The sequence below is a fragment of the Guptibacillus hwajinpoensis genome, from assembly GCF_020524165.1.
GTDB lineage: Bacteria > Bacillota > Bacilli > Bacillales > Guptibacillaceae > Guptibacillus > Guptibacillus hwajinpoensis_D.
This window is the reverse complement of the sequence record NZ_JAIVKU010000006.1, coordinates 185,136-211,927: the sequence shown is the minus strand read 5'-3', so window position 1 is coordinate 211,927 and position 26,792 is coordinate 185,136. Positions and strand designations below refer to the sequence as shown.

General features: G+C 39.8%; 24 protein-coding genes, 1 pseudogene and 1 riboswitch. Of the genes and pseudogenes, 7 read left to right on the top strand and 18 right to left on the bottom strand.

Annotated features, from left to right (window positions below; all coding sequences use genetic code 11):
- Window positions 1-86 precede the first annotated feature (86 nt).
- Both queF and LC090_RS19110 read left to right on the top strand, forming a co-directional pair.
- The gene (gene queF / locus LC090_RS19115; RefSeq protein WP_226659644.1) at window positions 87-503 is read left to right on the top strand and encodes a preQ(1) synthase; all 417 of its coding nucleotides are present in this window, start codon (window positions 87-89) and stop codon (window positions 501-503) included.
- A 1-nt stretch (window position 504) separates the two neighbouring features.
- Window positions 505-1,152, top strand: a complete 648-nt coding sequence (locus LC090_RS19110) for a queuosine precursor transporter (protein WP_226659636.1) — start codon at window positions 505-507, stop codon at window positions 1,150-1,152.
- 18 nt (window positions 1,153-1,170) lie between these two features.
- Here the strand turns inward: LC090_RS19110 and LC090_RS19105 are convergent, their stop codons facing one another.
- The 6 genes from LC090_RS19105 to LC090_RS19080 form a co-directional block, all read right to left on the bottom strand.
- Entirely contained in the window at window positions 1,171-2,382 is a 1,212-nt protein-coding gene (locus LC090_RS19105) for a S1C family serine protease (RefSeq protein WP_226659628.1), read from the bottom strand.
- Window positions 2,383-2,491: 109 nt separating this feature from the next.
- Window positions 2,492-3,796, bottom strand: coding sequence for an ATP-binding protein (locus LC090_RS19100; RefSeq protein ID WP_226659626.1), 1,305 nt, complete (start codon window positions 3,794-3,796; stop codon window positions 2,492-2,494).
- A gap of 179 nt (window positions 3,797-3,975) precedes the next feature.
- The gene (locus tag LC090_RS19095) at window positions 3,976-4,473 is read right to left on the bottom strand and encodes a GNAT family N-acetyltransferase (protein WP_226659624.1); all 498 of its coding nucleotides are present in this window, start codon (window positions 4,471-4,473) and stop codon (window positions 3,976-3,978) included.
- A 202-nt stretch (window positions 4,474-4,675) separates the two neighbouring features.
- Window positions 4,676-6,280, bottom strand: a complete 1,605-nt coding sequence (locus tag LC090_RS19090; protein ID WP_226659623.1) for a cation:proton antiporter — start codon at window positions 6,278-6,280, stop codon at window positions 4,676-4,678.
- A 215-nt stretch (window positions 6,281-6,495) separates the two neighbouring features.
- The gene (locus tag LC090_RS19085; protein ID WP_226659621.1) at window positions 6,496-8,133 is read right to left on the bottom strand and encodes a M4 family metallopeptidase; all 1,638 of its coding nucleotides are present in this window, start codon (window positions 8,131-8,133) and stop codon (window positions 6,496-6,498) included.
- Window positions 8,134-8,539: 406 nt separating this feature from the next.
- Window positions 8,540-8,713, bottom strand: coding sequence for an EAL domain-containing protein (locus tag LC090_RS19080; RefSeq protein ID WP_369522773.1), 174 nt, complete (start codon window positions 8,711-8,713; stop codon window positions 8,540-8,542).
- Between the two features lie 166 nt (window positions 8,714-8,879).
- Between LC090_RS19080 and LC090_RS19075 the strand changes: the two genes are divergently transcribed.
- Entirely contained in the window at window positions 8,880-9,452 is a 573-nt protein-coding gene (locus LC090_RS19075) for a YitT family protein (RefSeq protein WP_226659619.1), read from the top strand.
- Between the two features lie 33 nt (window positions 9,453-9,485).
- On the opposite strand, the gene spoIIP is transcribed toward LC090_RS19075, so the two are convergent.
- Entirely contained in the window at window positions 9,486-10,658 is a 1,173-nt protein-coding gene (spoIIP, locus tag LC090_RS19070) for a stage II sporulation protein P (RefSeq protein ID WP_226659617.1), read from the bottom strand.
- A gap of 226 nt (window positions 10,659-10,884) precedes the next feature.
- On the opposite strand from spoIIP, the gene LC090_RS19065 reads away from it, so the two are divergent.
- From LC090_RS19065 to LC090_RS19055, 3 genes are all read left to right on the top strand, one after another.
- Entirely contained in the window at window positions 10,885-11,223 is a 339-nt protein-coding gene (locus LC090_RS19065; protein WP_420541711.1) for a c-type cytochrome, read from the top strand.
- A 150-nt stretch (window positions 11,224-11,373) separates the two neighbouring features.
- Window positions 11,374-11,511, top strand: a riboswitch (FMN riboswitch).
- A gap of 144 nt (window positions 11,512-11,655) precedes the next feature.
- Window positions 11,656-12,237, top strand: coding sequence for an ECF transporter S component (locus tag LC090_RS19060; RefSeq protein WP_226659613.1), 582 nt, complete (start codon window positions 11,656-11,658; stop codon window positions 12,235-12,237).
- A 136-nt stretch (window positions 12,238-12,373) separates the two neighbouring features.
- The gene (locus LC090_RS19055) at window positions 12,374-13,840 is read left to right on the top strand and encodes an amidase family protein (RefSeq protein ID WP_226659611.1); all 1,467 of its coding nucleotides are present in this window, start codon (window positions 12,374-12,376) and stop codon (window positions 13,838-13,840) included.
- Between the two features lie 49 nt (window positions 13,841-13,889).
- Here LC090_RS19055 and LC090_RS19050 read toward each other — a convergent pair whose 3' ends face one another.
- Window positions 13,890-15,590, bottom strand: a complete 1,701-nt coding sequence (locus LC090_RS19050; protein ID WP_226659610.1) for a peptide ABC transporter substrate-binding protein — start codon at window positions 15,588-15,590, stop codon at window positions 13,890-13,892.
- 392 nt (window positions 15,591-15,982) lie between these two features.
- On the opposite strand from LC090_RS19050, the gene LC090_RS19045 reads away from it, so the two are divergent.
- On the top strand, window positions 15,983-17,401 hold the full coding sequence (locus LC090_RS19045; protein ID WP_226659609.1) for an aminotransferase class I/II-fold pyridoxal phosphate-dependent enzyme: 1,419 nt from the start codon (window positions 15,983-15,985) through the stop codon (window positions 17,399-17,401).
- 232 nt (window positions 17,402-17,633) lie between these two features.
- On the opposite strand, the gene LC090_RS19040 is transcribed toward LC090_RS19045, so the two are convergent.
- From LC090_RS19040 to LC090_RS18995, 10 genes and pseudogenes are all read right to left on the bottom strand, one after another.
- Window positions 17,634-17,756 (bottom strand): YuzL family protein, encoded by a 123-nt coding sequence (locus LC090_RS19040; RefSeq protein ID WP_098446566.1) that lies wholly within the window; start codon window positions 17,754-17,756, stop codon window positions 17,634-17,636.
- Between the two features lie 83 nt (window positions 17,757-17,839).
- Window positions 17,840-18,337: a DinB family protein gene (locus tag LC090_RS19035; RefSeq protein ID WP_226659608.1), complete on the bottom strand. Its 498-nt coding sequence runs from the start codon at window positions 18,335-18,337 to the stop codon at window positions 17,840-17,842.
- Window positions 18,338-18,367: 30 nt separating this feature from the next.
- The gene (rsgA, locus tag LC090_RS19030; RefSeq protein ID WP_226659607.1) at window positions 18,368-19,420 is read right to left on the bottom strand and encodes a ribosome small subunit-dependent GTPase A; all 1,053 of its coding nucleotides are present in this window, start codon (window positions 19,418-19,420) and stop codon (window positions 18,368-18,370) included.
- Window positions 19,421-19,727: 307 nt separating this feature from the next.
- Window positions 19,728-20,906 (bottom strand): acetyl-CoA C-acetyltransferase, encoded by a 1,179-nt coding sequence (locus LC090_RS19025; RefSeq protein ID WP_226659605.1) that lies wholly within the window; start codon window positions 20,904-20,906, stop codon window positions 19,728-19,730.
- A 111-nt stretch (window positions 20,907-21,017) separates the two neighbouring features.
- Window positions 21,018-21,797: a 3-hydroxybutyrate dehydrogenase gene (locus LC090_RS19020; protein ID WP_226659603.1), complete on the bottom strand. Its 780-nt coding sequence runs from the start codon at window positions 21,795-21,797 to the stop codon at window positions 21,018-21,020.
- Between the two features lie 21 nt (window positions 21,798-21,818).
- Window positions 21,819-23,138: a GntP family permease gene (locus tag LC090_RS19015; protein WP_226659602.1), complete on the bottom strand. Its 1,320-nt coding sequence runs from the start codon at window positions 23,136-23,138 to the stop codon at window positions 21,819-21,821.
- A 15-nt stretch (window positions 23,139-23,153) separates the two neighbouring features.
- On the bottom strand, window positions 23,154-23,822 hold the full coding sequence (locus tag LC090_RS19010; protein ID WP_226659600.1) for a CoA transferase subunit B: 669 nt from the start codon (window positions 23,820-23,822) through the stop codon (window positions 23,154-23,156).
- A gap of 11 nt (window positions 23,823-23,833) precedes the next feature.
- Window positions 23,834-24,526, bottom strand: a complete 693-nt coding sequence (locus tag LC090_RS19005) for a CoA transferase subunit A (protein WP_226659689.1) — start codon at window positions 24,524-24,526, stop codon at window positions 23,834-23,836.
- A 235-nt stretch (window positions 24,527-24,761) separates the two neighbouring features.
- On the bottom strand, window positions 24,762-26,126 hold the full coding sequence (locus tag LC090_RS19000) for a sigma-54 interaction domain-containing protein (protein WP_425590675.1): 1,365 nt from the start codon (window positions 26,124-26,126) through the stop codon (window positions 24,762-24,764).
- Between the two features lie 172 nt (window positions 26,127-26,298).
- Window positions 26,299-26,745 (bottom strand): annotated as a pseudogene (locus LC090_RS18995) (GNAT family N-acetyltransferase).
- Between the last annotated feature and the right edge of the window lie 47 nt (window positions 26,746-26,792).

Genomic DNA, 26,792 nt, shown 5'->3' with positions numbered 1-26,792 from the left:
GGAAAGCACCTCTGTTATAATAGACAACGTTGTATGACAGCAGTTCGTAACCTTCCTGCTTCATCAAAACTAAAGGAGGAATATTAATGAATAGCATGGATAAAGCTTGGCTACCTTCTTCCGGACCAATGCCTAGACCGGAAAGCGTAGAACAAGCACGAGAAGTGATAAAAAATGAAGCATTTGACGCACCGAACGTCCAGGAAATCACGTTTAATGCACTTGAATTTACAGCGGTTTGTCCTAAAACCGGACAACCTGACTTTGGTCGAGTGGAAATCTCTTACGTACCCGATGAAAAATGTATCGAGTCTAAATCGTTGAAATTTTACCTCTGGTCCTATCGCGATGAAGGAAGCTTCTGTGAGACACTAGCTGCTCGCATTGCAGATGACGTTGTCTACGCCATTGATCCTTTGAAAGTAACCATCACTGTTTATCAATCAGCACGTGGCGGTATCGAACTGAAAACAACCGCGATTCGAGAGAAAGCAGCTCAATAAAATGGCGAACCAATTACTCGATCGGAACCTTGTCCTGTTTAATGTTCTGTTTGCGACCTCGATTGTGATCGCAAACGTACTAGCAGGCAAAGTGGTTATGATCGGAAGCTTCGTCATTCCAGCGGCTGTTGTGATGTACGCCTTTTCGTTCCTTTTCACCGATATTATTCACGAAAAATACGGAAAGGAAGAAGCGAAGCGCACTGTGAAGTATGGCTTTATCGCTCAGATTTTTGCTAGTATTATGATTTATCTTGGTATGCTTCTACCAGTAGCCCCTTTCGCATCTGATACACAGGCTGCATATGAAATTCTACTTGGACAAAACTATCGGTTTGTCCTGGCTAGTCTTGCAGCATATCTTGTCTCACAGCATGTGGATGTGTACGTTTTTTCTGCGTTAAAAAAGCGAACTTCCGATCGGCATAAATGGCTACGAAACAACGTTAGTACATTTACTTCTCAACTTTTGGATACGTCCATTTTTATTACTATAGCCTTTGCTGGAACAGTTCCAAACCTTTGGATTATGATTCTATCGCAATTCGTTATTAAAATGGCTCTCGCTTTGTTAGATACACCTGTATTCTATTTTCTTACAAGAATGAATGCATCGAAAATAAACCATCAAAAACCTCTGGATGCGTAATCCAGAGGTTTTTTGTATTTACAATCCATTCTGATTGGCTAAAGTCATCGTTACTGTTTGCTGCTTGCCGTCACGATAAAATGTGACATCCATTTTATCACCAACTTTTTTATTTGAGTACAAGTACTTCCTAAGTGCTGCGGAATCTTTTACTTCTGTATCATCTAGCTTGACTACAACGTCTCTTTCTTTTAACCCAGCTTCTGAAGCCGGTGAGTTAGGGGCAATTCCCATTAAGACAACTCCGCTTTCCACATCTTTCGGTAGATCAAGCGTACCAGTCCAATATTGCGTTGGCACTTCTGCTAGTGAGGCAGGCGTTACTCCCATAACAGGTCGTTTCACTTCACCAGTCATTTCAAGCTGTTCAATGATTGGCTGTGCATCGTCAATTGGAATTGCAAATCCTATTCCTTCTACTGTTTCCTCGGCAATCTTTGACGAGTTAATACCGATGAGTTGTCCTTTAATATTGATCAAAGCACCACCGCTGTTCCCTGGATTAATTGATGCATCCGTTTGTATCACATCTGCTTCGTAATCAGGTTGACCGTTCTGATCAAGATCGACCGGAATTGTACGACTTGGATTACTAATAATTCCTTGGGTAACCGATCCCTGAAGGAAACCTAATGGGTTACCGACTGCAATTGCAGGTTCTCCTGTTTGTAAATTGGATGAAGAGCCAAGTTCTGCAACGGCCTCAACATCTTTCGCATCAATTTCTAAAACGGCTAGATCCATTAATGCATCGGTTCCAAGTACTTTCGCTTCAGCTTTTTTTTCATTACTTAACGTAATCTCTACTGAAGAGGCTCCTTCCACCACGTGGTTATTTGTCACCACATAGGCCTTGCCACCTTCTTTTTTATAAATAACCCCAGACCCTGACGATGCGGCTTGCCCCGACTGACCAGAAGGATCGTCTAAAGAGAATCCGCCACCTTGATTTTGATAGCTTGTTATACTCACCACTGCATCCTGCGCTTTTTGCACAGCTGATGTGATATCTGATGACACATTATAAGCTACATTTGTTGTAGCAACATCACCGCTAGCTGTTGTAACCGCAGCTTGATTCGTTGATGGCTGTTCAGTATTAGAGACGTAAGGCGCAGCAACAAGCATAATCGATGCTCCTACAATGGCACCGAACGTACTTGGTAAGAACCAACCTCTTCTACTTTTCGTTTGTTTCACTCTTGTTTCATTATTATCATAGTAACCCATGAATCGGTCACCCTTTCTCCCCTTTGATTTGTTTATAGTCTTATTTTAACGAGAGATGACGGTGATTTCCTAAATATGTGAGAGTTTTGATATTGTTTGATATTTCACGTCATTTCATATGATAATTACCCTGATTAGCCGATAATTTAACAACTGTGTCTGCTGAAAATTGTGAGAGCGTTGGAAAACTGATAGAAAAAGTTGTACCCTGATTCACTTCACTTTGAACATCTATTTTCCCATGATAATCTTCTACGATTTTATAGCTCACCATTAAACCGAGGCCAGTCCCATTTTCTTTCGTTGAATAAAATGCCTGATTGAGTTGAGGGATCGCTTCTTTCGGAATACCTACTCCTCTATCCTTAATTTGAATGGTCGTCCACTCTTTTTCTTTTAACAGGCTCACACGAATTTCTCCCCCATGAGGCATCGCTTCGATTGCATTCTTTACCATATTGAGGAAGACCTGCTTTAATCTCACATCTTCCCCCATTACCTGCAGGCGTTCTTCAGGATAACTCGTATAGATCGTAATTTGCTTCCTCTCAGCCTCTTGCTCCAATAAATTCACTACATACTCAAGGCAATCCTTTATCACAACTGGTTTCAAATGAGTGGACTGCGGTTTTCCAATCACGATTAAATCATTTACGATGATGGTTAACCTTTCTAATTCCTGAAGCATAATTCTTGAATACTTAGGGTTATATGTTTTTTCTAAATCCTGAAGTTGAACAAAACCCTTCAGAGAGGTCAGGGGGTTCTTAATCTCATGAGTAATGCCTGTAGCAATTCGACCAATCGCCGCTAACTTTTCATTATGACTTGCACGTTCATACGATTCTACAATTGTATCAAGATAAGATTGAAACCGATTTAAGATAATAAACGTAATTACAGAAAATAATAGCAGCAATAAAATCGGTAACACAACAATAGGAGACATCGTTAAAGTACCCATAATAGCGTATTTGCTGATTACCCCTCCTACAACGATCATATAGAACTTTTTATTAACGAACAGAGGAGAAAACAAAATAAAAAAGAGTTCAACGGGGCTTCCGCTTGCATAGACATCACTAGTCCCTACATAATGAAAAATTTCTGTCATAAGAGAACTAACCATAAAGACAATAAAAAAAAGATATTTTGTCACATAGGGCAATTGTTTGTTAGAATACCACCTCGAAATTGGAATTAACGAAACTTCAAGCAGATAAATTAGAATGAAGGGAATGATGAAGCTTGTGTCATTTAGTAAGATCATGTCGGTGTGAGGATCAATTAACGGACTGATAATAAATCGATACACATCGTATAAGATGACAGTTATAAAAAAGAGAGAAATAAATAACGTATTGGCTCGCTCTTCTTCCTTTATTTTTATTTCATTACGTATTGACGGGCGCATAAGTGCTCCTTTACTCCGCTTGTGCAGTTACATTTTTTAGAAAACAATGATGATTATACCATAACTTTTTCGAACAAAACTCCCCTCTTTCATGTTCTTTCAGGTCTTTCTCTTATGATTACACCTTATAATGAAGGTGTAATTCCCCATAAAAAAAAGCCTCCGAATTTGGAAGGCTTTTACATATACTCATTTTCTTTCATAAACTTTTCTTCATCTATTTTGTGCTTCAGAATGTGTGATTCTACCGTTAGTTTTGATAAACCAATTCGTTCCATCACGTTGTTCATTTCTTCTTTATCCTCTTGACTTTTCTTATCTGGAAAAGCCCAGTTTACGAGTGCACTAGCCATTTCAATGGCATAACCTTTATTTCGATAGTCAGGTATTAAATGATACCCTACCTCAAGGTTGCTTGATGCTTCTATATTGTTATATCCCATCGTGCCAATAACTTTTCCATCAGAAGTATGAATGAGGATTCCTTCCCACCTATGACTTGAAATAGCATCATCCGTTAGGTGAAAGGGTAAAAATTGTTCAAACTGAACATTATTAAATTCTTCCGGTACTTCGACATGCAAAAGCTTTTCTAGTTCCTTCTTATTTGTCATTGCTTTAATTAAATCAAAAGAGAAAGGAATGATGGTCAGACGATCGGTCTGAAGATAAGGCATTTTCTCTCAAAAGTCCTCCTTGTGAGTTTATTTCATGTGGTTGAAAATGACTTTTTACACTATACCTTATTGCTTTACTTACTGTAAACCATACCCTGCACAATCAATAATAAACGAAATCTTCTTAATATTACCCTTGCTTTGTCCAGCTTACTATTAGGATATGCACCTTATAAGAAAAAGCTGCTACAAATGTAGCAGCTTAATGTGTTCTCTTTGACTCTTTTACAACTTCTTCTTCTTCAAAGTCAGCCAGTCCATTATTTAACAGCTCTTTATACTTTCCAGCTATTTCACCTGAAATAATTTCTTCATGCTCGAGTTCGTTAATCTTATCATACTGGGCGTAAAGCGAATGTTTCCTTAATGTAATAAGCTGACTATGCTTTAGCTCCGGGTATTCATTTAATAGCGCGTCAAGATCACGGTGGCTTTTATCTATTTCGTTCTGATAGCTATTCAGTAATTCTGAATAAACGGGTTCGGGTACAAATAGTTGTGTCTTAAGCTTCTTAATCTCTGCTATTCCAGCCTCATGACGATGTAAGTTCGCAACAATATCCTCATATTCCTTAGAACCACTATGCTTTGCTCTTAGACCAAAATAACTAATGAGCGGCTTAATCGTTAACCCTTGAATAACTAATGAGAAGAGTACAATACTGAACGTAAGAATTAACACGGTATCTCTTCCAGCAAATTCACTAGGTAAACTTAATACAAGTGCAATTGACAATGATCCTTTTAAGCCACCCCAGTTTAAAACATGCCTCCAGGACCATGGAAGTCCCTTGACCAATAACGTACTACCATATACGGCAATACTTCTTCCAATGAGCACAATTAAGAGTGCAAGGCCAATCGTTCCCCACTGATCAGAAAAGTTAATACGCGTAATTTCAAGACCGACCATTAAAAAGACAATTGAATTGGCTAACAAAGCAGCTACATCCCAAAAATTATTAATGTTTAAACGCGTCGTTGGGCTCATTCCGACTCGTGAGCCGAAATTACCAAAGGTTAAGGCAGCCACCACGACGGCAATTACTCCTGAAACATGAATGCTCTCTGCCGTTAAATAAGAACCGTAGAAAAGAAGAATGCTAAAAATGATCTCAAGTGGATAGTCATCAAAATATTTCGTAAGGATGGAGATCGCATAACCTAATCCACCACCGACTAGTAACCCACCTGCCACAACCTTTACGAACTCAAAAACACCACTTGTTAATCCTCCCCACCCCATGTCGAGATAGGCGAGAAGAGAAAAAGCTGATATTTTAAATAGGACAACTGCAAGACCGTCATTAAACAAACTTTCTCCCTCTATGACTGTCGAGAGCTTGTGATTGACCCCCATGCTTTTAAAAATCGATAATACACTAACAGGGTCAGTCGCACTCATTAATGCTGCAAATACGAATGATACAGGGATGGATAATCCTAAAAGAAAATGGGTAGAAAACCCGATTACTAGAAAAGAAAGAAAGGTTCCACCAAAAGCCAGGGCAAGAATGGGCTTTTTGTTTTGATTTAAATGTTCGAAAGGCAGTTTCAAAGCGGCTTCACCAAGAAGTGCTGGAAGGAAAATCGTTAAAATAACAAAATTAAAGACGTCTCCTTCGGTAATAAACATTTTAAGGGGTTCGAGTACCGGAATATTAAATAATCCGATTAACGTTCCAATAATAACTAAAGCGATCGGATAGGGCTGCTTCAGTTTTTTTGCGATTGCGGTAATTCCCGCAGCAATCATCGTTAGAATTAGTCCAAGTTCGAATATATGATGCATATCTAAATGTTCCATTATGCGCCTCCGATCCATAATCTCTTCTTATTATAACCACTATCCAACAAAAATGGAAAATACCACACTTTTCTTAATTGAAGAGCTATCATCTATCAAACCCTTCACTTTTCTTTCCTTACTATTTCCATGATTCAATCGTTCATGCTCTTCCATCCTAATTGAAAAAAAGCAAAAAAAAGAAGAGTTCAAATTGAACTCTTCTTTCCAAGCCTTTAGTTAACCCCAACTTGATTCCATGCGCTTGCTACGGAATTATATGTGGTACTACCATATCCATAGAGGTCAGATGTAGCTTGAAGGAGCGCTGAACGTGCTGAGCTGAAATTACTTGTAGGTGTCATATAAAGACTTAGAGCACGATAATATATTTTTTCAGCTTTTGTTTTCCCGATACTTTGAATCGTTAAGTAAGCGGCTTTGTTAGGAATTCCACTGTTTGTATGAACTCCGCCATTATCTGATGAAGTATAGTAGTAGTCATCCATATGGGAAGGCTGACCATACGCTTCTGGATTGGATAAGCTTCTTAGCGCATCCCCTGACTTGTTAGGTGTATAGACATCTTCACCCATAAGGAAATCTCCAGGTTCAACGAAGTAACCAAATACATCAGACATCGATTCATTAAGTGCACCCGATTGATTCTGGTATTGAAGACCTGCTGTTCTCTCAGTTACCGCATGTGTAATTTCATGCGCGACAACATCAAGCGCTCCTGAAAGCGGTGCAAAAACAGAGCCATCTCCATCGCCATAGACCATTTGTGAACCATTCCAGAAGGCATTATTATAATTCGATCCATAATGGACAGTTGAACGGATTGTAGCGCCATTATTATTAAAACTATTGCGATTATGGGTGTTCTTATAGTAGTCATATACGACCCCAGCATTATAATGAGCATCAACTTCTGCACCTTGAGAGCTAGCTGTAAACGCATTGTTACTATCTACCGCGTAGTTTCCTGGAAGTGACGTTCGATTATTAGCTGTTCTCGTTTCAATAACACCGCTCATTGGCTTTGTCGTGTCATAAAGATAATACGTTCCATTTGAGTAATAAGTATTAAGAGATTTATAGTTACCAAGAACGCCATATCCATATCCAGTTTCAGCACCATCAGCAACGGCGTTATAGGCATCTACGATTGATCCATCGCGAGCATCTACATAAACTTGCCAGTTTGCTGGATAAGGATCGATGAACTGAAGCTGCACTTTATAAGTGAGATAATACTGATTATCTTTCTCGTAAATGACCTTCTCACTTTTTTCCACCATATCAGAAACATCGGACTTTCGAACAAAGCTTGGCTCATCCTTCACGACGTTCTGAGGCTTCACATCAATATGATCCCATGCTTTTTTAATTGCATTCTTCTCAGAAATCTTCACATCAGAACTTCCTTTGTAATTCTGCGCAGCTTTTGGATGAAGATCTCCATTCACCGCTGTTACTTCGCCGTTTTCATCTGTATGTACGATGAATTTTGCGCCGTCGATTTCAACACCTTTTACTGTTTGCACATATTCATAGTGTGTCATACCTAATTCATCGGTCGTTTCGTTTACTAGCTTTAAATCTTGTGTTTTCACTTTAAAAAGAGATTCATTTGACTTAAGGTATGATTTCACCGCTTTTTCTGTTTTCACTTTTTTCTCTGATAGTTTACCAGATAAGAACGATGGTACCTTCCGTTCTTTTTCCCAATCTTGTTTCACAATCTCCATTTTTTCTAGCGCTTGTTTCTGCTCCGCATTTAAATCTTTCGTAGAAGCAGCTGAAGCAGAAGGAAGGGCGGATCCAAATGCTAAACCTGTTGCAAGTACAACGGCAATTCCTTTTTTCATTTCATTTCCTCCATTTCGGAATAATTAGAATTTTTGGTACATTTGTAGATTATCACAGAATTTCGTAAGTTTGTATTGGGAAATATAGAGGAAAACATGAGTTTCTTGGCGGTTTTTTGAGATAGGATTTCCCAATAACATCTTAGAAAGTAACATGATATAATCTCTTTGAGCAGAATATATTTGTAAAAATATAACTTTTATAGGTGATGAAATGAAAATAAGACAGGCTAATGGCCTGTCTTCTAAAATGAAGCGATCCGTCCCCTCATTCTAACGTACTACATTTAGTGAGCTACATATTTTTGACATGTGAGCCTTTCTCACTTTGTTTTTTCCTATATATAAGCACGTTAACTACCAATTTGAAGCAAGTGCTTACCATTTGGATGATCAAAAAGAAAAATCATTCAACATGTTGTATCATATAGCTCTCGATTTCTTCTGTTGGGAGGGGTTTACTAAATAAATAGCCTTGAATTTCATAACAATCGAGATTCTGTAAAATCCGTAGCTGTTCATCCGTTTCTACACCTTCCGCAATAATTTCAAGTCCGAGGTGACGAGCCATTGAAATGATTGTTGTGACAATAACAAGGTCTCATAGATTACTTGTTATATTCCTAAATCCTCCAACCTTCTTTGATATCATCCAAAGTCAGCGATTACCATTTTATCTGATCGTAATGAAAACAAAACTTCCTACATAAACATGATACAACCACGAACAAGCAGGTGAGCATCTTATGTATAAAAAAGTAGCCGCTGTTGTTACAGGAAGTTTTTTAGTTGGCGCTGGTATCAACGCCTTCCTTGTGCCAAATCACCTCATTGATGGTGGAATGATTGGCATTGGCTTAATCATTAAATATATTTGGGGTTATCAAACCGGCCTTACCATCATTTGTTTAAGTATCCCCCTTTATATGATTGCTTTCCTCTATTTTCGTCCTTACTTTTATAATAGCCTGCACGGTTTATTACTTTCTTCCTTTTTTATCGATCTTCTTTCGCCCCTTCGCTATGCTTTTGCTTTTCCTATACTTGTTAGTGCATTACTAGGTGGTTTTTTTGTAGGTACAGGCATTGGAATCATGTTGAAATATGAAACAAGTACAGGCGGAACAGACCTGCTCGCTCAATTCATCGCTCGCATAGTTTCTTTAAATGTTGGTGTGATCATTTTTTTAATAGACGGCCTTGTTATCCTGATCGGCTCTAAAACGATCGGATTAAACGCTACGCTGTACTCAGCTATCACAATTTTCGCAGTTGGTCTTGCCACCAGCGTATTAACATTAAAAAAAGAAGCTTTATAGAAGCGCTGTGAAACGACACAGCGCTTTATTGTTTTACTGATTTACTTTTTCTGTTTCCCAGTAATGGTCGCTAATGACATCAGCAATAGCTTTCACCGTCCGACTAAGTTGCTCAAGGTTATTGTCCACTCCACCCATTTCAATTAGCATGGCATTTTGTGATAGATCCTGATTGTATATACCATCTACTCCCTGCCCTTTTTTACCGATAACTCCTCGACTTAACCCCGGATACTTTGCTTTTAGAGCTTCATGTAGTTCCTTTGCAAGCGCAAGGTTTTTTTCGTAATTTGGATTTTCTTCCCCAACCACAAATACAGTACGAGCATATTCTTCATTATTTATCGTAACCGTCGTATCTTTCTCTCTTAACGAATCACGATGAATATCAATAAACAAGTTAAGATCCTCATTCCCTGCAGCAGCGGACTGAACGATTGATCTAGAAACATCGTAGGCCTTTCCATTGGTCCACCCCTTTTCTTTTAATAGAGCTCCAATATTGGAATCATCTACTTGTGCGCCAATTCCTCTATCCTCAAGTTCTTCTCCTAACAATTTTCCCACTAACGTAATATTTGTTTTTCCATCTATTGCAAGATCGGCATTTTTTTCACCTTCAAGGCCCAATAAAGGTAGATAAGACTCGTAACTATGAGAGTGATAAATAAACGCTACCTTTCTGCCATTTGTTGTTTGAAGCGGTGGCGTGACCTGATCTTTTGAGTCCTTTATTTCTAACTTTTCATTCGGTACTTCTCTTTCTTTCAGTAAATCATCTAACGGCGGAGCGGATTCAACAGGAAGGTTGGTGAAGTTTGTCCCTTCACCAGCAACGTGAATTTTAGCATCATATAATGCAAAACCAGGGAGTTCCCCTCCAAGAAGACTCCTTATATCGCCAGGTTTCACACTCGTAATAAATTGAAATGTGACAAGAGACAGCGCTGGTGGTTCACTTTCTTCAGGCAATACTTGCGTTAAATAGTGATTCTCAGTCCCCATTCCATATACCATCGCTTCTGTTGAAAAGCTCGTGATCCAATCATGTAACATAGAAGAGGAAAGCTGGTATTTCGTTTCCGAAGATGAAATGACACCTGCCACAATAAATAAAAAAATAAGTCCTGCAACTGTAAAAAAAGAGATGAATCGAATTTCTCTACTGCTTGTATCACCAAACAGCCTTGGAGAGCTGCTTTTCATTTCTCTTCCCTCCTTCTCATTCACTTCACATTCTATGTCTATGAATTGCCAGGTTAAATTAGAAGATTTTTTTACTAGTTCTCATAGATACATAATTCAGGAAGAAATAAGCAAAATATATTTGATAATTGAATGTTAGAAAAGTATGATAAAGGTGAGGATACAGGAGGTGAACAGAATGGGTAAATCATCCGCTTATATTACTGCAATAATTTTGTTCCTAGTTATGGTTGTAGGCTTTACATACTGGCTTTCCACAACCGAAGAACACGCTGGTGGAAACGAAGCCAGTCATGGTGAGCAGGCTGAAGAAGGTGGCGGTGAAAAAGGCGGCGATTCCGCTGGTGGAGAAGCTGAAAAAGTTTTTGCACAAAACTGTGCATCTTGTCACGGTGAAAACCTTGGTGGGGGTGCTGGTCCAGCACTAGAAGCCGTTGGTGGTAAGTATTCGAAAGATGAAATTCTCGAGATTATCAAAAATGGGAAAAGTGGCGGCATGCCCGCTGGCGTTATTCAAGGTGAAGAAGCTGAAATGGTCGCTACATGGCTTTCTGAGAAAAAATAATAACGCTTTCTTCAAGCTCTCTATCCTAAAAGATAGGGAGTTTTTTAATATCAACTTCGAAAGCGTTATCATAATATACCTTAGTTTCAAGAGGTTTTTATTGAGAAATGTTCTCTCCCCCTGTATAATGTAGTTGTAAACATTATAACGAACTATCTTCGGGGCAGGGTGTAATTCCCGACCGGCGGTGAAGGATAAGTAATTCCTCAAGCCCGCGAGCCTGTGTTTTGGGCAGGATCTGGTGTGATTCCAGAGCCGACAGTATAGTCTGGATGGGAGAAGATGGTGGAGTAGTAAGCTTTCTTTGAATTTTTATAGGAGCTTGCTTATTTCCCCATGCCGTAACCATGAGCCCCATACTCATGGTTTTTTGTGTGCATTGGGACCACATCTCCTTTTTCGGTGGTTCGAAAAAAAGGGAGCAATGTCAAAATGAAAAGTGTATCAAAAACGCAGCGCATGATTGTTGTTGCGATGTTCAGCAGTATCTCGTACTTGTTAATGCTTTTAGATTTCCCACTGCCTGGATTTCCTGTTTTCCTTCAAATCGATTTCAGTGACATTCCAGCGCTATTTGTTGCCATTCTATATGGCCCAGTCGCAGGAATCCTTGTAGAAGCGATTAAAAACTTTATTCATTTTGGTATACAAGGTAGCTTTACAGGTGTACCAATTGGTCAAATGGCCAACTTTATTGCAGGAGTATTCTTTGTTGTACCGACCGCAATTCTATTCCGTAAATTTAACCAAACTCAGAAGGGATTAGCTCTTGGTTTGACTCTTGGAACGATTTTAATGTCAGCAATGATGGGATTGTTGAACTATTTAATCATTCTTCCAGCATACACCTGGTTCATGGGCTTCGAGGAAATGTCAGCTTCTGCCCGACAGGCACTTGTATTAACCGGTATTACACCATTTAATCTACTAAAAGGCGCGATTGTAGCAAGTATATTTGTTGCCTTTTTCATAAAATTAAAACCCTGGTTTGCTCGCCAAACGAGAGTTGCATAACGATCTAAAACCGAACCTTAAGACAAGGTTCGGTTTTTTTGTTTTCCTATTCGTTCAAATAAAGAACAAATGGATGCAAAAGGAATTTACCAATTATTATCGAAATAGGTATAAAAAGTGTTGGGAGGAACAAGAAATGCTATCTATCGATTGGTTAGAGAGGTCCACGATCCTCGATATTCAACAGGCGATGCTTGCTCAAAAGTTTACTTCAAAACAGCTCGTTCAATTTTACCTCAATCAAATCGCCGACCATAATCACAGAGTAAACGCTATTCTAGAAATTAATCCTGAAGCAATCATGATTGCAGAATCTCTTGATCGTGAGCGCCAAATGAAAGGGGCAAGAAGCTCTCTACATGGGATTCCCATTTTATTAAAAGATAATATCAATACAGGCGATCATATGCATACGAGCGCTGGCTCTCAAGCGCTAGCTACTTCCTATGGCAAAGAGGATGCCTTTTTAGTGAAGAAATTACGTCATGCGGGAGCCGTTCTTTTAGGGAAAACCAATATGACCGAATGGGCCAATTTTATGAGTGATAAAATGCCAAATGGTTATAGTTCACGAGGTGGACAGGTACTAAATCCATATGGTCCCGGTACCCTTGACGTAGGCGGATCCAGTTCTGGATCCGCCGCTGCAGTTGCTTGTCACTTTGCTACAGCGGCGATTGGAACAGAAACGAATGGGTCCATTCTCAGCCCATCCAGTTCAAATGCTGGCGTTGGTCTTAAGCCTACTGTTGGATCAATTAGTCGTTCAGGTATTATTCCAATCTCTTTTTCACAGGATACAGCCGGTCCGATGACCCGAAATGTGACAGATGCCGCTATTCTTCTCAGCCATTTAACAGGAGAAGATCCCATGGATCCTGCGACACATGTCACCCCTACCCAACAAGATTACACCCCTTATCTACTCCCTATGTTATATGAACATTTACGAATTGGAATTGTGCAGAAGGGCTATTATGATACGATGCATATGGAAGAACAAGAGAGATTAACTAAAGCAAGCGAAGACCTTAAAGAAATGGGTTGCACAATTGTAAAAATTGACCAAATATGTTCTGATCAAGAGCAACTTGAGGAAAATTACCAGGTTCTACGTTATGAATTTAAGTCTGGCGTTAATCGTTACCTAGCAAAAGAAACAAGCGCTTCCTTCGGTGACCTTCAATCGATTATACATTATTATCAACAAAACCCGTTAACTCTTCCATACGGTCAATCCGTTCTGCTCGAAGCAAATGAAACGAGCGGATCTTTAACAGAAGCACAGTATTTGCATAGTCGCGTCCAAGATATATCCCAAGCAAAAGAAAAAGGCTTAGACCTTCTTATGGAAACCGAAAAACTAGACGTATTGCTTTTTGTAGGGTCATATGGCTCAACACTCCCTGCAAAAGCAGGATACCCTTCTATAACGGTTCCTGCCGGCTTCACATCCAATAAAAAACCATTTGGCCTTACCTTTACGGGAAAAGCGTTTAGCGAACCCCAATTAATTAAGCTTGCCTATGCTTTTGAACAGCATACGCGTCAAAGGAAACTTCCAGAATGGTTAACCAACACCCAAACAACACAACAATTTTGACCCTAAGAAAAGCGCGAGCCATTAGGCTCGCGCTTTTCTAGTAACGTTTTTACTTTTCGATTGTTACCCATTTAAGAGAAGAATCTGCACCAAACTTATGGATATGGTAATTCTTCACGTAGTCTTTCATAATGATAGCCGAACCACCTTGATAAGTCGGTAAAATCGCTGTATCTTCTTCAATTAGAATACGTTCTGCTTCTTGCATCATTTCCCAGCGCTTCTGTTCGTCAGATTCAGTTTTGGCATCAGAAACCAGCTTGTCATACTCTTCATTAGAGTAGTCCATGCGGTTATAAGCGCCGTCTGTTTCAAACATGTAGACGTAAGTCATTGGATCTGGATAGTCTGGTCCCCAACCACCAGTTGAGATATCAAAGTCTCCAGCATCTTCAAGATCAAGGAACTGCTTCCAAGGTTGTTTGTTGATTGTAATTGTAAGTCCGTCTAGCTTAGATTCGAACTGATCTTTTGCATACTCTGCAATTTTAGAAGCAAGGTCACTATCAGTTGTAAGGAATTCCAGTTCAACTTTGTCTGTACCAAGAGCTTCTAGCCCCTTCTTCCAATACTCAGCAGCATCATCTGCAGTTTGATCCGCAAGGTAGCCGTCTGGAGCTGGCGCACGGAAATCTTCGTCGTTAAGATAGAGGAACTCTTTTGGAACAAGATAGCGAGCTGCTACTGAACCATTGTTAAGCAAAACATTTACTAGACCATCACGGTCATAGGACAAGAATAGAGCTTTACGGATATCATTGTTTGCAAGTGCTTCATTCTTTTGGTTCATGCGTAGGAAATAAATCGTTGTATCAAGGATAGTCGTAAAGTCTTCACGATCTTTAAATTGATCAACGAAGTCAGCACTAAGAGCAGCACGATCAATGCTTCCAGTCTCATAAAGGTTAACACGTGTTGCTTCGTCTTTAACGATTTTGTAATTCGCTTCCTTCAATTGTACTGTGTCAGCATCCCAGTACCCATCATTCTTAGCAAGTTTCCAGCCTTCACCGTGATTCCATTCAGCTAGCGTAAATGGACCGTTGTAAAGCATAGTATCAGCTTCAAGTGAATAGTTTTCCCCTTGCTCTTCAGCAAATTCTGAAGGTTGTGGATAGAATGATGCAAATGTTAAAAGATCAAAGAAATAAGGAACCTCTTGGGTCACAACAACTTCAAGTGTTTTTTCATCTACTGCTTTCACACCAAGTTCTTCTACTTTACCGTATAAAGGATCGCCTTCAGTAATAATTTCATTACCATTTTTAATTCCTGCCGCACCCATCATAGAGGCATATCCGCCCATTGTATCCGGGTGAATAATTTTGTGCCATGCATATACGAAATCGTCTGCTTTAACTGGCGTGCCGTCAGACCAATTCGCATCTTCACGAATTTTAAATGTATAGACAGTTTCTCCGTCTTTTTCTTCAACTTCAGGCTCTTCTGCCGCCATACCTAGAACAGGCTTATTATCTTTATCGAGACGATAAAGACCTTCGAATACCTGATTCATGGCATTAAATGCAACGGTATCAGTTGCTTGTGTTGAGTCCATAGTCGGAATATCCTGTGTATCTGTTAAGTTTAGAACCTGTTCAGCTGATCCTTCCGAGCTATCGCTATCTCCGCTAGTCGCTTCTCCTTCACTGTTCGTGTTGCTTGATGTGTTCGAATTACCTGAACACGCCGCAAGGAAAAGGCTTAACAATAAGATGACCGAAAGCAGAAGCGAAAACTTTTTCTTCATTGTGTTACCCCCTATTTGTTTGTACCATTCAGTTAAGGTCTATTTTGAAGTAGACCTTATAAGTAGCTATTCAAACGAAACTGATCGATGGGAAAACGCTGTGAGATCTATAACAGGGAGGTCATATCACTCAACTTATGTAAACCAATATCGATCAGAGATTTGAATATTTGCAATTAACTGAATGATTAAACTTATTTTAAATTTCAAAAAACTTTCTGTAACCATCCAATTTAGCCAAAAGTATACCAGCCATTTTGTTTTTTTCTACAAAAATATCCGTCTAATGGCTTAAAACCTGTGTTTAAAGTGAAAAGTTATCGCTATATTTTTTTGAAAATTTTATACAATTTCCTCTAAAATTCACTATAATAGGAGTGAGGTGATGGACAATGGCGAGATTTGTACTCAATACAGAGAGCAGCAAACCGTTGTACAAACAAATCGTTGATTACTATGAGAATTCAATCATAAATGGCTCTCTCCAAACAGGTAATCCCCTACCAGCTGAACGCGATCTAGCAGTTCAACTAGGTGTGAATCGGAGCACTGTCACGACTGCTTATGCTGAATTACGAGCAAATGGGCTAATTACCTCTAGACAAGGAAGTGGGACAAGAGTGAGCTTAGATGCTGCCGACTTAATCCCTAGTCATTCTACTACGTGGAATAAGCTGCGAAATCAGCATTTATTTGAAGACACATCATTATCAGAAAAATCTTATTCCACTATGAATGATTCCTCGTTCATTAACTTAAACTCAAATGTGATTGCACCGGAGTTATGCCTTGCTCGAAATGCCTATGATTTAGCCGCATATACTACGAACAGGGAACAATTTTCACCAACGACAATTCAAATGAAACATGCAATCACCCAGTTTATTCATTACTCTGTTTCCACTGAAAATATGGTATTGTCATCCAGTCTTGAACAAGCTGTTCTGTTATCAATGAAATGTTTTTTAAACCCTGGAGATGTGATTGCTGTTGAGGAGCCGATAAATGATTCACTTTTGCATCTTTTCTTAGCTTCTGGCATCCAAGTGATTCGTTATTCTAATGAGCAACCTTTAAGCAACATACAATTCCTAAAAGATGGAATTAAACTCATTATTGCTAATTCATTAACGGTCCATGACTGTTCCTTGACGCAAACAGCTACAATCCAACAAAGAAAAAAAATATTAACCCTATGTGAAAAAATAGGAATTCCTATTATAGAATTAGTTGAATATTCTTTGCTCAAAGGATTTCATGATGACTATCCCCACTCATTTTACGAACTCGGAATGGAGCGAAAGCTCGTCGTGCAAATAGGGCACATTACCGGTATTGCCCCTGGTTTAAGTTTAGGATGGATCTTAGGCCCAGAACATGTCATGAAGCGTGTATCGGAAGTTCAAATCCAACTTAGCATGACACCTTCGCCAGTTTTTCTTGAAATTATTCATAATATTTTTCATTCAATAGAAATTCATAAGCACATTGAAGAGGTAAAAGAAGAATTATATGTAAGAAAACAGCAAGTTCGCAACAAACTAAATACCTTAAAAGACCAGATAACCTTTTTGCAGGTAGAGGATACTACGGCAATCTGGTTTGATTTTACACCAGCATTAAATCTTCAGGAATTGATGGATACGCTTTTAGCAGCTCATGTATTGCTTTCACCTTCACTTCATGAAGCAGCTGTCAGGATCAAATTACCTCTTGCAACCGTATCGAACGACAACCTACTTGAAGCAACAAGCCGCATCATTAGCGTACTAAACACTTTACACATCAGACAGTTTGCAGAAATTTACTAATGAATGATTGTAAAGCTCGATTTTCGACAATTGATCATTCGATTAATAATGACTGATTATTTAGAGCAGGAACTTGGCGGTAGCTTGAGTTTGGCATCGTGATTTATCAATCTAAGAACTTTAACAAAGCACCGAGGAACTAAATGAACCTATTTCAATCCTATATCGAACTAGAAGAAAGAGCTATAACCATCTAAAAAAGCGCTGCTCATAGCAGCGCTTTTTTAGATGGTTATTTCTTTTTCTTTTTTCGTTTAGAGTCGTACGTTATCCCTACTTCTACTCCCGTTCCTTGTCCTTCTGGTTGGGATGAAGCTAGGCCATTGGTAGTAGGATTTGCTTTATGTTTTGCCATTCTTCTCACCTCCATCTTCTAGCCTTACCATGGTCTGTCTTTCTTATCCGACTATTTAGAAGGAGAGAAGCTAAAAAGGTTATCTATGAAGAGAAGTGTGACAGTGAACTTCCATGCTCGTTCATAAAGACTTCTATTTGAAGTTTATGGTGATCATCGTGCTCAATAAGACCTTTGATATAGCTTGTAAGGCAATTTGGATACTTATCGATGTAAAATGTGCTCTCCCAATCGCTCGGATCAATTAGCCGAAGACGTTCCACCACTTGCTTTCTCGCTTGTACGGTTTCAGCAATTAATTTTTCTTTTGAAAGTCCAGATATCGCATACTCTGCTGCACGCTGATTGACTTCTTCTACATTTTCCAATCTGGGCAGATTTGCTTCACTATGAAGAAAAGGAATTCTTTCTTCAAGAAGATAATGATCCCACTTCATGATATGGGATAGAATTGCAGCTGAAGACCATTTCCCTTGTTTAATAGGCTGAAAAAAAGCCTCCTCACTCATCTCTAGTGCAGTCGACTCTAACCAATTAATTAGCGAAGCATATTCGTTTAAAACAGAGCGCTTATCTGTCATATGATCCGTCTCCTTCCCCAATTAAAAAGCTTAGCGATGTTTTCTTGTACGATCTCCCGCTATCTTTTTCCATTTTTTCTTTTCATCAAGCTGAGCTTTTTTATTCGTTTGTCGCTCCAGAAAAGCAAGCTCACGATGGAACTTTTTATAATTCTCAAACCTTCTTTCTTCTAATATCCCTTCCTCTATTGCATTTCTTACTGCACATTTTGGTTCACCATCATGTTGGCAATCTCTAAAGCGACATTGTTGTGCAAATGCCTCAATATCAGGGAAGCTTTGAGAAAGATGATCTGTTTCCCAGAGCTGGAGTTCTCTCATACCGGGCGTATCAATTAGCACGCCACCTGATGGAAGCGTAATTAGCTCTCGACTGGTCGTTGTATGCTTTCCTTTACCGTCATCCTCGCGAATATCTTGTACAACCTGAATTTCTTTTCCGTATAACTTATTAATGAGGGTAGATTTCCCAGCACCTGAAGAGCCAAGGAGAGCGGTAGTAGTGCCCTCGGTTAAATAAGAGGTTAACCTCTCCAGTCCTTCTTCAGTCGCTGAACTCACAGCGTGAACGGGCACCCCTACGGCAAGATTAGATAGTGCACTTACTTTCTCTTCAATATCCTCACAAAGATCTGCTTTACTGAGGACAATTACGGGATTAGCACCACTTTCCCATGCCATGACAAGGTATCGTTCAATCCGACTTGGATTAAAATCCTGATTTAAAGCATTAACAAGAAAGACTGTGTCAACATTGGCTACAATAATTTGTTCCTCTGTTGTGGTTCCGGCAATTTTTCTTGAAAATTTACTTTTTCTCGGTAAAAGATAGTGAATCATTGCTTTCTGATCCGTTCCAGGACTTATCAATACCCAATCACCAACTGCCGGCAGCGAATCACGCTGTTCGGCTTCAAATCGGAACTTACCTGAAAGCTCTGCTGTGTATGTTTCTTCACCTGTTAAAAGTTCATAACCTCCTCTATGCTCCATTCTCACTCGAGCTGGGAGAAATTCTTCTTTATTAATTTTCTGATACGTTTCTTCAAAATATGAGTTCCATCCTAATCCTATTCGATTCAATTGAAAGCCTCCTGATTAATAAGTGTGCGTATGACAAAGAGCCGTACAGAAATGCCGGCTCTTTTCATACAATCAGCTTCTTTTGCTGATAACGTAAAAAAACCATGGACATGTATGCACAGTCCATGGTTTTGATCTTATTAAAACAGATATAAGGATGCTTTCTCACCCTACCATTTGGACTGTGCACGATATGAAATTAACAGCGAATTCTTTTTGTCATTTACCATAAGGCACAACCCCTTTCCGTTTGTTAGTACTTTTAGTATACGCAACTTGCATTTAATTGGCAATGTTTTCTGACAAATTAGTTCACTTCAACAACTATAGCAATTCCCTGTCCTCCACCAATACATAGTGAAGCAACGCCATATTTTCCATTTCTACGTCTCAATTCTTTTATCAATGTATAAAGTACTCTAGTCCCACTGGCACCGACCGGATGTCCTAAAGCGATCGCCCCGCCGTTCACATTCACACGTGAACGATCAAGCTCAAGTTCTTTTTCAACTGCTAAATACTGAGCCGCAAATGCTTCATTCACTTCAATCAAGTCCATCTCCTGCATCGTCATTCCTGCCTTATCCAATGCTTGTCGAATAGCTGGAACCGGTCCAATTCCCATGATCGAAGGATCTACACCTGCTATCCCCCATGAAACAATGCGAGCAAGAGGCTTAAGATTCTTTGACGTAACGAAATCTTCTCCTGCTAATACAACCGATGCTGCTCCATCGTTAATTCCACTTGCATTTCCACCAGTGACAGTTCCATCTTTTTTAAAAGCTGGTTTTAAATTAGCTAGCTTTTCGGCTGTCGTTCCTTCACGAATATGCTCATCAATCGAAAAGCTTTCAAACCCTTTCTTTCCTTTTATCTCAACAGGGGCAATTTCGTCTGCAAACAAGCCTTTTTCTCTTGCTTCGGCTGCTTTTTGCTGACTTTGGGTTGCGAATTCATCCTGATCTTCTCTAGAAATTCCATACTTTACTGCAAGGTTCTCTCCCGTTATCCCCATTCCTGTTCCGGTATACTCATCTGTTAAGGTCGCCAACAGCATATCATCCATTTTCGGAGCGCCCATTTTAGCTCCAAACCGACTTTCTCTTAAGGTATAAGGAGATAAGCTCATATTCTCAGCCCCACCTGCAAGGGCTGTTTGCCCATCTCCCATCATAATGGATTGAGCTGCTGATATAACGGCTTGCATGCCAGATCCACATAGACGATTCACTGTTAACGCCGGACTTTCGATTGGTATTCCTGTCCCAAGGGCAATATGACGTGCAAGATAAGAGGCATTTGATGTTGAATGAATGACATTTCCAATCACAGTAAGATCAATTTCTCTAGCCTCTAGCTGGCTTTTTCTTAGCGCTTCCTTACTTGCCGTAATCCCTAAATCGGTTGGACTAATATCCTTAAGTGAACCTCCAAATGACCCAAATGGCGTTCTTGCACCTTCCAAAATTAAAACGTCTTTCATGTTTTCCCCTCCATTCTCCTCTATTCTACAAATAAAAGGAAAGCGTTTACAACTTTTTATTCTAATGATAGCTCATTCGATTTAAATCTGATCTGATTTTACTCCAACAATTTATTGTGCTGTGTATCCTCCATCAATGACAACTGCCTGACCTGTGATGCCTTTTGCCTTGTCGCTTGCTAGAAACATCGTATAGTCCGCAATTTCCTGAACTGTTAAGAGACGTTTTTGTGGAACGAGCGGATAGATCACTTCTTCAAGTACGCTTTCTAACGCCACTTCTCTACTTTTAGCTAAATCTTCAAGCTGACCTCTTACCAATGGGGTATCGACATACCCAGGGCAAACAGCATTTACCGTAATGCCATCTTCTGCGCCTTCGAGTGCAGCTACTTTTGTAAGTCCAATTACACCATGTTTTGCACTATTGTAAGCAGCTTTTCCAGAGAAGCCAACAAGTCCATTGATAGAAGACATGTTAATGATTCGTCCACATTTTTGTTTCTTCATGATTGGAAAGACAAGCTTAGTCGCAATAAATGGGGCAATAAGCATCACTTTGGTTAACAGTTCAAACTTCTCTGTTGGGAAACGTTCGATATTTGCAACGTGTTGAAGCCCTGCGTTGTTAATCAAAACATCTATCCGATCATACGAGTTCAGCGTTTGATTAAATAATGCGTCTACTTCCCTTTCCTTCGTTACATCACAGCGTATTCCTATCGTATTCATACCGCTTTCCTTTAATTCAGCTGCCGCCCTTTTTACCTTATCCTCATCCAAATCACTGAGGATAACCTTTGCACCATTCTCTGCAAACACTCGCGCTAGTTCTTTCCCGATCCCACTAGCTGCCCCAGTAATAACGACTACTTTTTTATCAACTAACAAAAAAGTTCCTCCTTCGTCATACTAAATTCCAAGTCCAAGACTGAATAATACGATCGCAAGGGCAAGCCCAATAAGAGGGACGATGACCGTCAGCGCACCCACTGCTCCGTACGCATCCTGGTGTGATTCGCCACAAATAGCCCGAATTGTTGTCACAACGTAACCATTATGAGGCAGTGAATCAAGTGCACCAGATGAGATGGCAATCGTACGGTGGAGCGCTTCTGGATTCACACCAGCATCAATATAGTGAGGAGCAAGGATTGGCAGGGCAATGACCTGGCCACCAGATGCTGATCCTGTTAATCCAGCAATCACACTTACTGCAATGGCTCCCCCAATGAGAGGACTTCCAGGAATACCAGTCATAAAATCAACAGCTGTTTCAAATGCTGGAACAGCCTTAGCAACACCACCAAAACCTACCACTGCCGCTGTATTTCCGATTGCTATTAATGCCCCGAGCGTACCATCTGAAACAGCGCCTCCAAAGTTCTCGAAGTATTTCCGATTCAATAAATAAGTAGCAACAATTCCCCCAAGTAAAGCAATAATTAGCGCTGATTGCTTTAAGCTATCATGGAATATGAATGAAATAATTAATACGATAAGAAGCGGGACGAGTCCAAGTAATGGGTTTGGAAGCGGACGATTCTCCACTTCTGGATCCTCTTTCCTCGCTTCAAATCGCTCTCCTTTCGCAACAGCTTTTGAAATCATACGTTTTAACCACCAATAGCCAAACAGCGCCATAAATAATGCCACAATTAAGCTTACTTCCCAACCTGCATAGGGACTCGTATTTAAATACTCAATTGGAATCCAATTTTGAATTTCAGGCGATCCTGCAGATGTCATCGTAAATGTTACCGAACCAAATGCAAGGGTAGCTGGTATAAAGCGACGTGGCAAATCTGCCTGTTTAAATAAACTAACTGCCATTGGATAAACAGAGAATGCGACAACGAATAGACTAACTCCACCATATGTTAAGATCGCACAAGCAAGGACAATGGCTAGCACAGCCTGCTTTAATCCAAGCTTTGATACAACCCACTTAGAGACGCTATCTGCTGCACCGCTATCTTCCATCACTTTGCCAAATATTGCTCCGAGTAAAAACATAGGAAACCACGAGGCAACAAAACCTGCAAACCCGCCCATGTAGTTACCCACGAAGTTCGGAGCTCCTTCTTCAACAAGTTGCGGAAAAAGCGGCAATCCACTTAGAACCGCCACTACTATAGCGCAAAGTGGTCCCGCAACAAGCAAATTCATTCCTTTCATCGTGAGATAAATAAGAAGTAGTAACCCACCAATTAAACCAATCATACTTAACATCGTTTTTCCCCCTTTTTAATACGCATCATACTGAACTGTTGATGACACATGGATGACAGGCTCTGTTGAATTCCTGATATCGTCCAATGTGTATCCAGAGGCAATTTCTTGCACCACTAACCCATTATCTGTTACGTCTAGTACCGCTCGATCCGTAATAATACGATTGACTACGCTTTTTCCTGTCAATGGGAGCGAACAGTTTTTCACGATTTTAGGAGCACCGTCTTTGTTTACATGGTCCATGATGACCGTAATTTTCTTTGCTCCATGAACAAGATCCATCGCCCCGCCCATCCCTTTAATCATTTTTCCTGGTATCATCCAATTTGCAAGGTCACCCTCTTCTGATACTTCCATCCCACCAAGTATCGCAAGATCGACGTGACCGCCTCGAATCATTCCAAACGATTCTGCACTATCGAAATAAGAAGCTCCTTGTATTTCTGTTACAGTCTCTTTCCCGGCATTGATGAGATCCGGGTCCACCTCATTCTCTTCTGGATATTCACCAATACCAAGAAGACCATTTTCAGATTGAAGGACAATCTCTTTATCCTCTGATATGTAGTTCGCAATAAGCGTGGGTATACCGATTCCAAGGTTCACATAATAACCGCTCTTAATTTCTTGTTCCGCTCTTCTAGCTATCCGTTCCCGTACGTTACTTTTTGTTTGCCTCATCCCAATCTCTCCTATCCGTTTCGAATGGTTTTTCGTTCGATCCGTTTCTCCTGCTTTGCTTCGAGAAGACCCTGAACATAAATTCCTGGCGTATGAATCTGATCAGCATTCAGATTCCCTGTAGCCACGATGTTCTCAACTTCAGCTAATGTGATTTTTCCTGCAGCAGCGATCATTGGATTAAAGTTACGCGCTGTCTTGTTATAAATAAGATTCCCTGCCTCATCCGCCAGACAAGCTCGAATCAGACTGTAGTCTGCATATAAGGCGTGCTCTAAAACGTATTCTTTCCCGTGAAACACTCGTGTTTCTTTCCCTTCTGCTACCTTCGTACCAACCCCTGCTGGTGTATAAAAAGCGGGAATCCCCGCACCGCCAGCTCGAATTCTTTCAGCAAGTGTTCCCTGTGGAATTAACTCAACTTCAAGTTCGCCTGATAGCACCTGCCGTTCAAACTCTTTGTTTTCTCCCACGTAGGACCCGATCATCTTTTTAATTTGGTGGTTTTTAAGTAGAAGCCCAAGCCCCCAATCATCTACACCACAGTTATTTGAGATAATCGTCAGGTTTTTAGCACCTGATTCTACTAACCCTAAAATCATTTGCTCAGGAATGCCTACTAGCCCAAAGCCACCAACCATTAAAGTCGATCCATCAGCAATTTCGCTTACTGCATCATAACCATTCATATAATGTTTTTTCATCATCACAACTCCTTTTTGTCTTCTCCGTAATATATTGCAAGAATCGTGCCACAATTGAATTGTTCACAGAAATGTAAGCGCATTCAACGTTTGTGTCATTTATTCTTATTTCGCACATTCCGTTTTTTCGGAAAAAACAATGAAAAATTTTTATTAAATCGTCAAAACGTCATCTTATTCTAGAAAAAAAGAAATTCCAGAATTCCGGAATAGATTCCGGAATTCTGGAATTTCTTTAAAGATTATATTTCTTAATCTTGTCATATAAGCTCGTTTTCCCTATACCAAGTATTTCAGCCGCAGTGATTTTATCATTTTCACATTGAATGAGCGTTTTCCGAATTGCTTCTGACTCTGCTTCTTCAAGTATCGCTTTTAAATTACGATTACCCGCTATGAGCCCCTCATTATCTTTTAAATAGTCTGGCAGTGATAGAGGTTCAATCGTATTTTTACGCGTTAAATGAACTGCTGCTTCCATTGCATTTTCTAGCTCACGCGCATTTCCAGGCCAATTATGTTCCCATAATAATTGAACTGCTGCTTCCTCAATCCCATCAACGCGCTTCCCAGCTTTAATAGAGATTTTCTTAACAAAGGAATCTGCTAGAGGTTTTACATCCTGAATTCGTTCTCTTAACGGAGGAATGTATAATTGCATGACATTAATACGATAAAATAAATCTTCACGAAAACGCCGTTCTTCAACCATCGTTTCAAGAGGTCGATTTGTAGCGGCTATTACTCGTACATCTACTTTTTTCGGTGATACTCCGCCTACTCGTTCTACTTCTCGATCCTGCAGGACACGTAATAGCTTAACCTGCATGTTAGCTGGCATGTCCCCAATTTCGTCAAGAAAGATCGTCCCCGTATTGGCAAGCTCGAATTTACCTGGTTTCCCTCCTTTTTTTGCTCCAGTAAACGCACCTTCTTCATAGCCAAAAAGTTCTGACTCAAGTAGTTGGTCGGGTATTGCACCACAGTTGACTTTAATAAAAGGACGATTACTTCGCTCACTTAATTGATGAATGCTATGAGCAAACAATTCCTTTCCAGTGCCACTTTCACCACGTATTAGAACAGACACATTTCCACTTGCCACCTGCTTCACCTTTTCTTTTAATCGTTGAATCGCATCTGATACTCCAACGATATCATTTAAAGAATAACTAGCACCATTCTCCTTCGAGGAGCCACTTCGGTAATATTCGAGTTCAGAAAGCAACACTTTGATATGCGTATTCATTTGCTTCCATTGCTCTGTATCTCGAAAGATAACTGTACCTACTGCCCCGATTAGTTCGTTTTCATAATAAAGAGGAACGCGGTTCGCGATCATATAATTCCCACGAATATACTGCAAATCAGCCAGTTCAATCTTTCCACTCTTTGCAACAATATGCATGCGTGTATTTTCAATCACATCCGTGACGTGCATGCCAACAACATAAGAGCTGTCTACGTCTAGAAATTCACAATACGTTTTGTTCATAAAATCAATAATGCCGTCCTTATCTACAACGACAAGCCATTCGTAAGCGTTATCAATTATTGTCTCTAACATACTGCACTTCTTAGTAAGCACACCGGGTTTCACGTTAGCCACTCCTTTATCTCTTCTATTAACCATTGTAACATTGAAAGCACATCGTTCTTTTAACAGACTATCATTTGTCTGCATTGATCTTGGTTTCAGCAAAAAAAAGACCATCTTCTCAGACGGTCTTCTCAAAAGTTCGATTTCCCCCTAATTAGAAAATGGACCTTGCTTAGTCTATTTCGTAACATAGTCGAATCATATCCCGACAAAGAATTCCGTTTTCGATAATCGGCTCCGGATAGTTATCAAAAAATCCTTCAATTATTTCTGTGATCCGAAAATGGCATTTTTGATAGAGCGCTAATTGACCGAGACTCGAATTACCAGTACCGATCACAACCTTCTTTGCGCCATGATCTGCAGACCTTTGAATGGCATCATGAATAAGGGCCTTCCCTAACCCCTGTCCCCTTTTATTCTCTCTTACAGCAAGATTCATAATCTCCATTTTGTTCTCATCTTTTTTCACTAGTACATAGACCCCAATGATTTCTTCTTTCTCCACTGCCACGTAACAATATCCTTCTCTCAAATAACGCTAAATATGAGCGGAAGATGGATCAGCTTCAAGTAGAAGATTATAAGGAAAGTTCTTTTTTATATGTTTTATTTTCATTACAACTACTCCTTTAACCACCTAATTCTCACATTCTCTTTACTTTG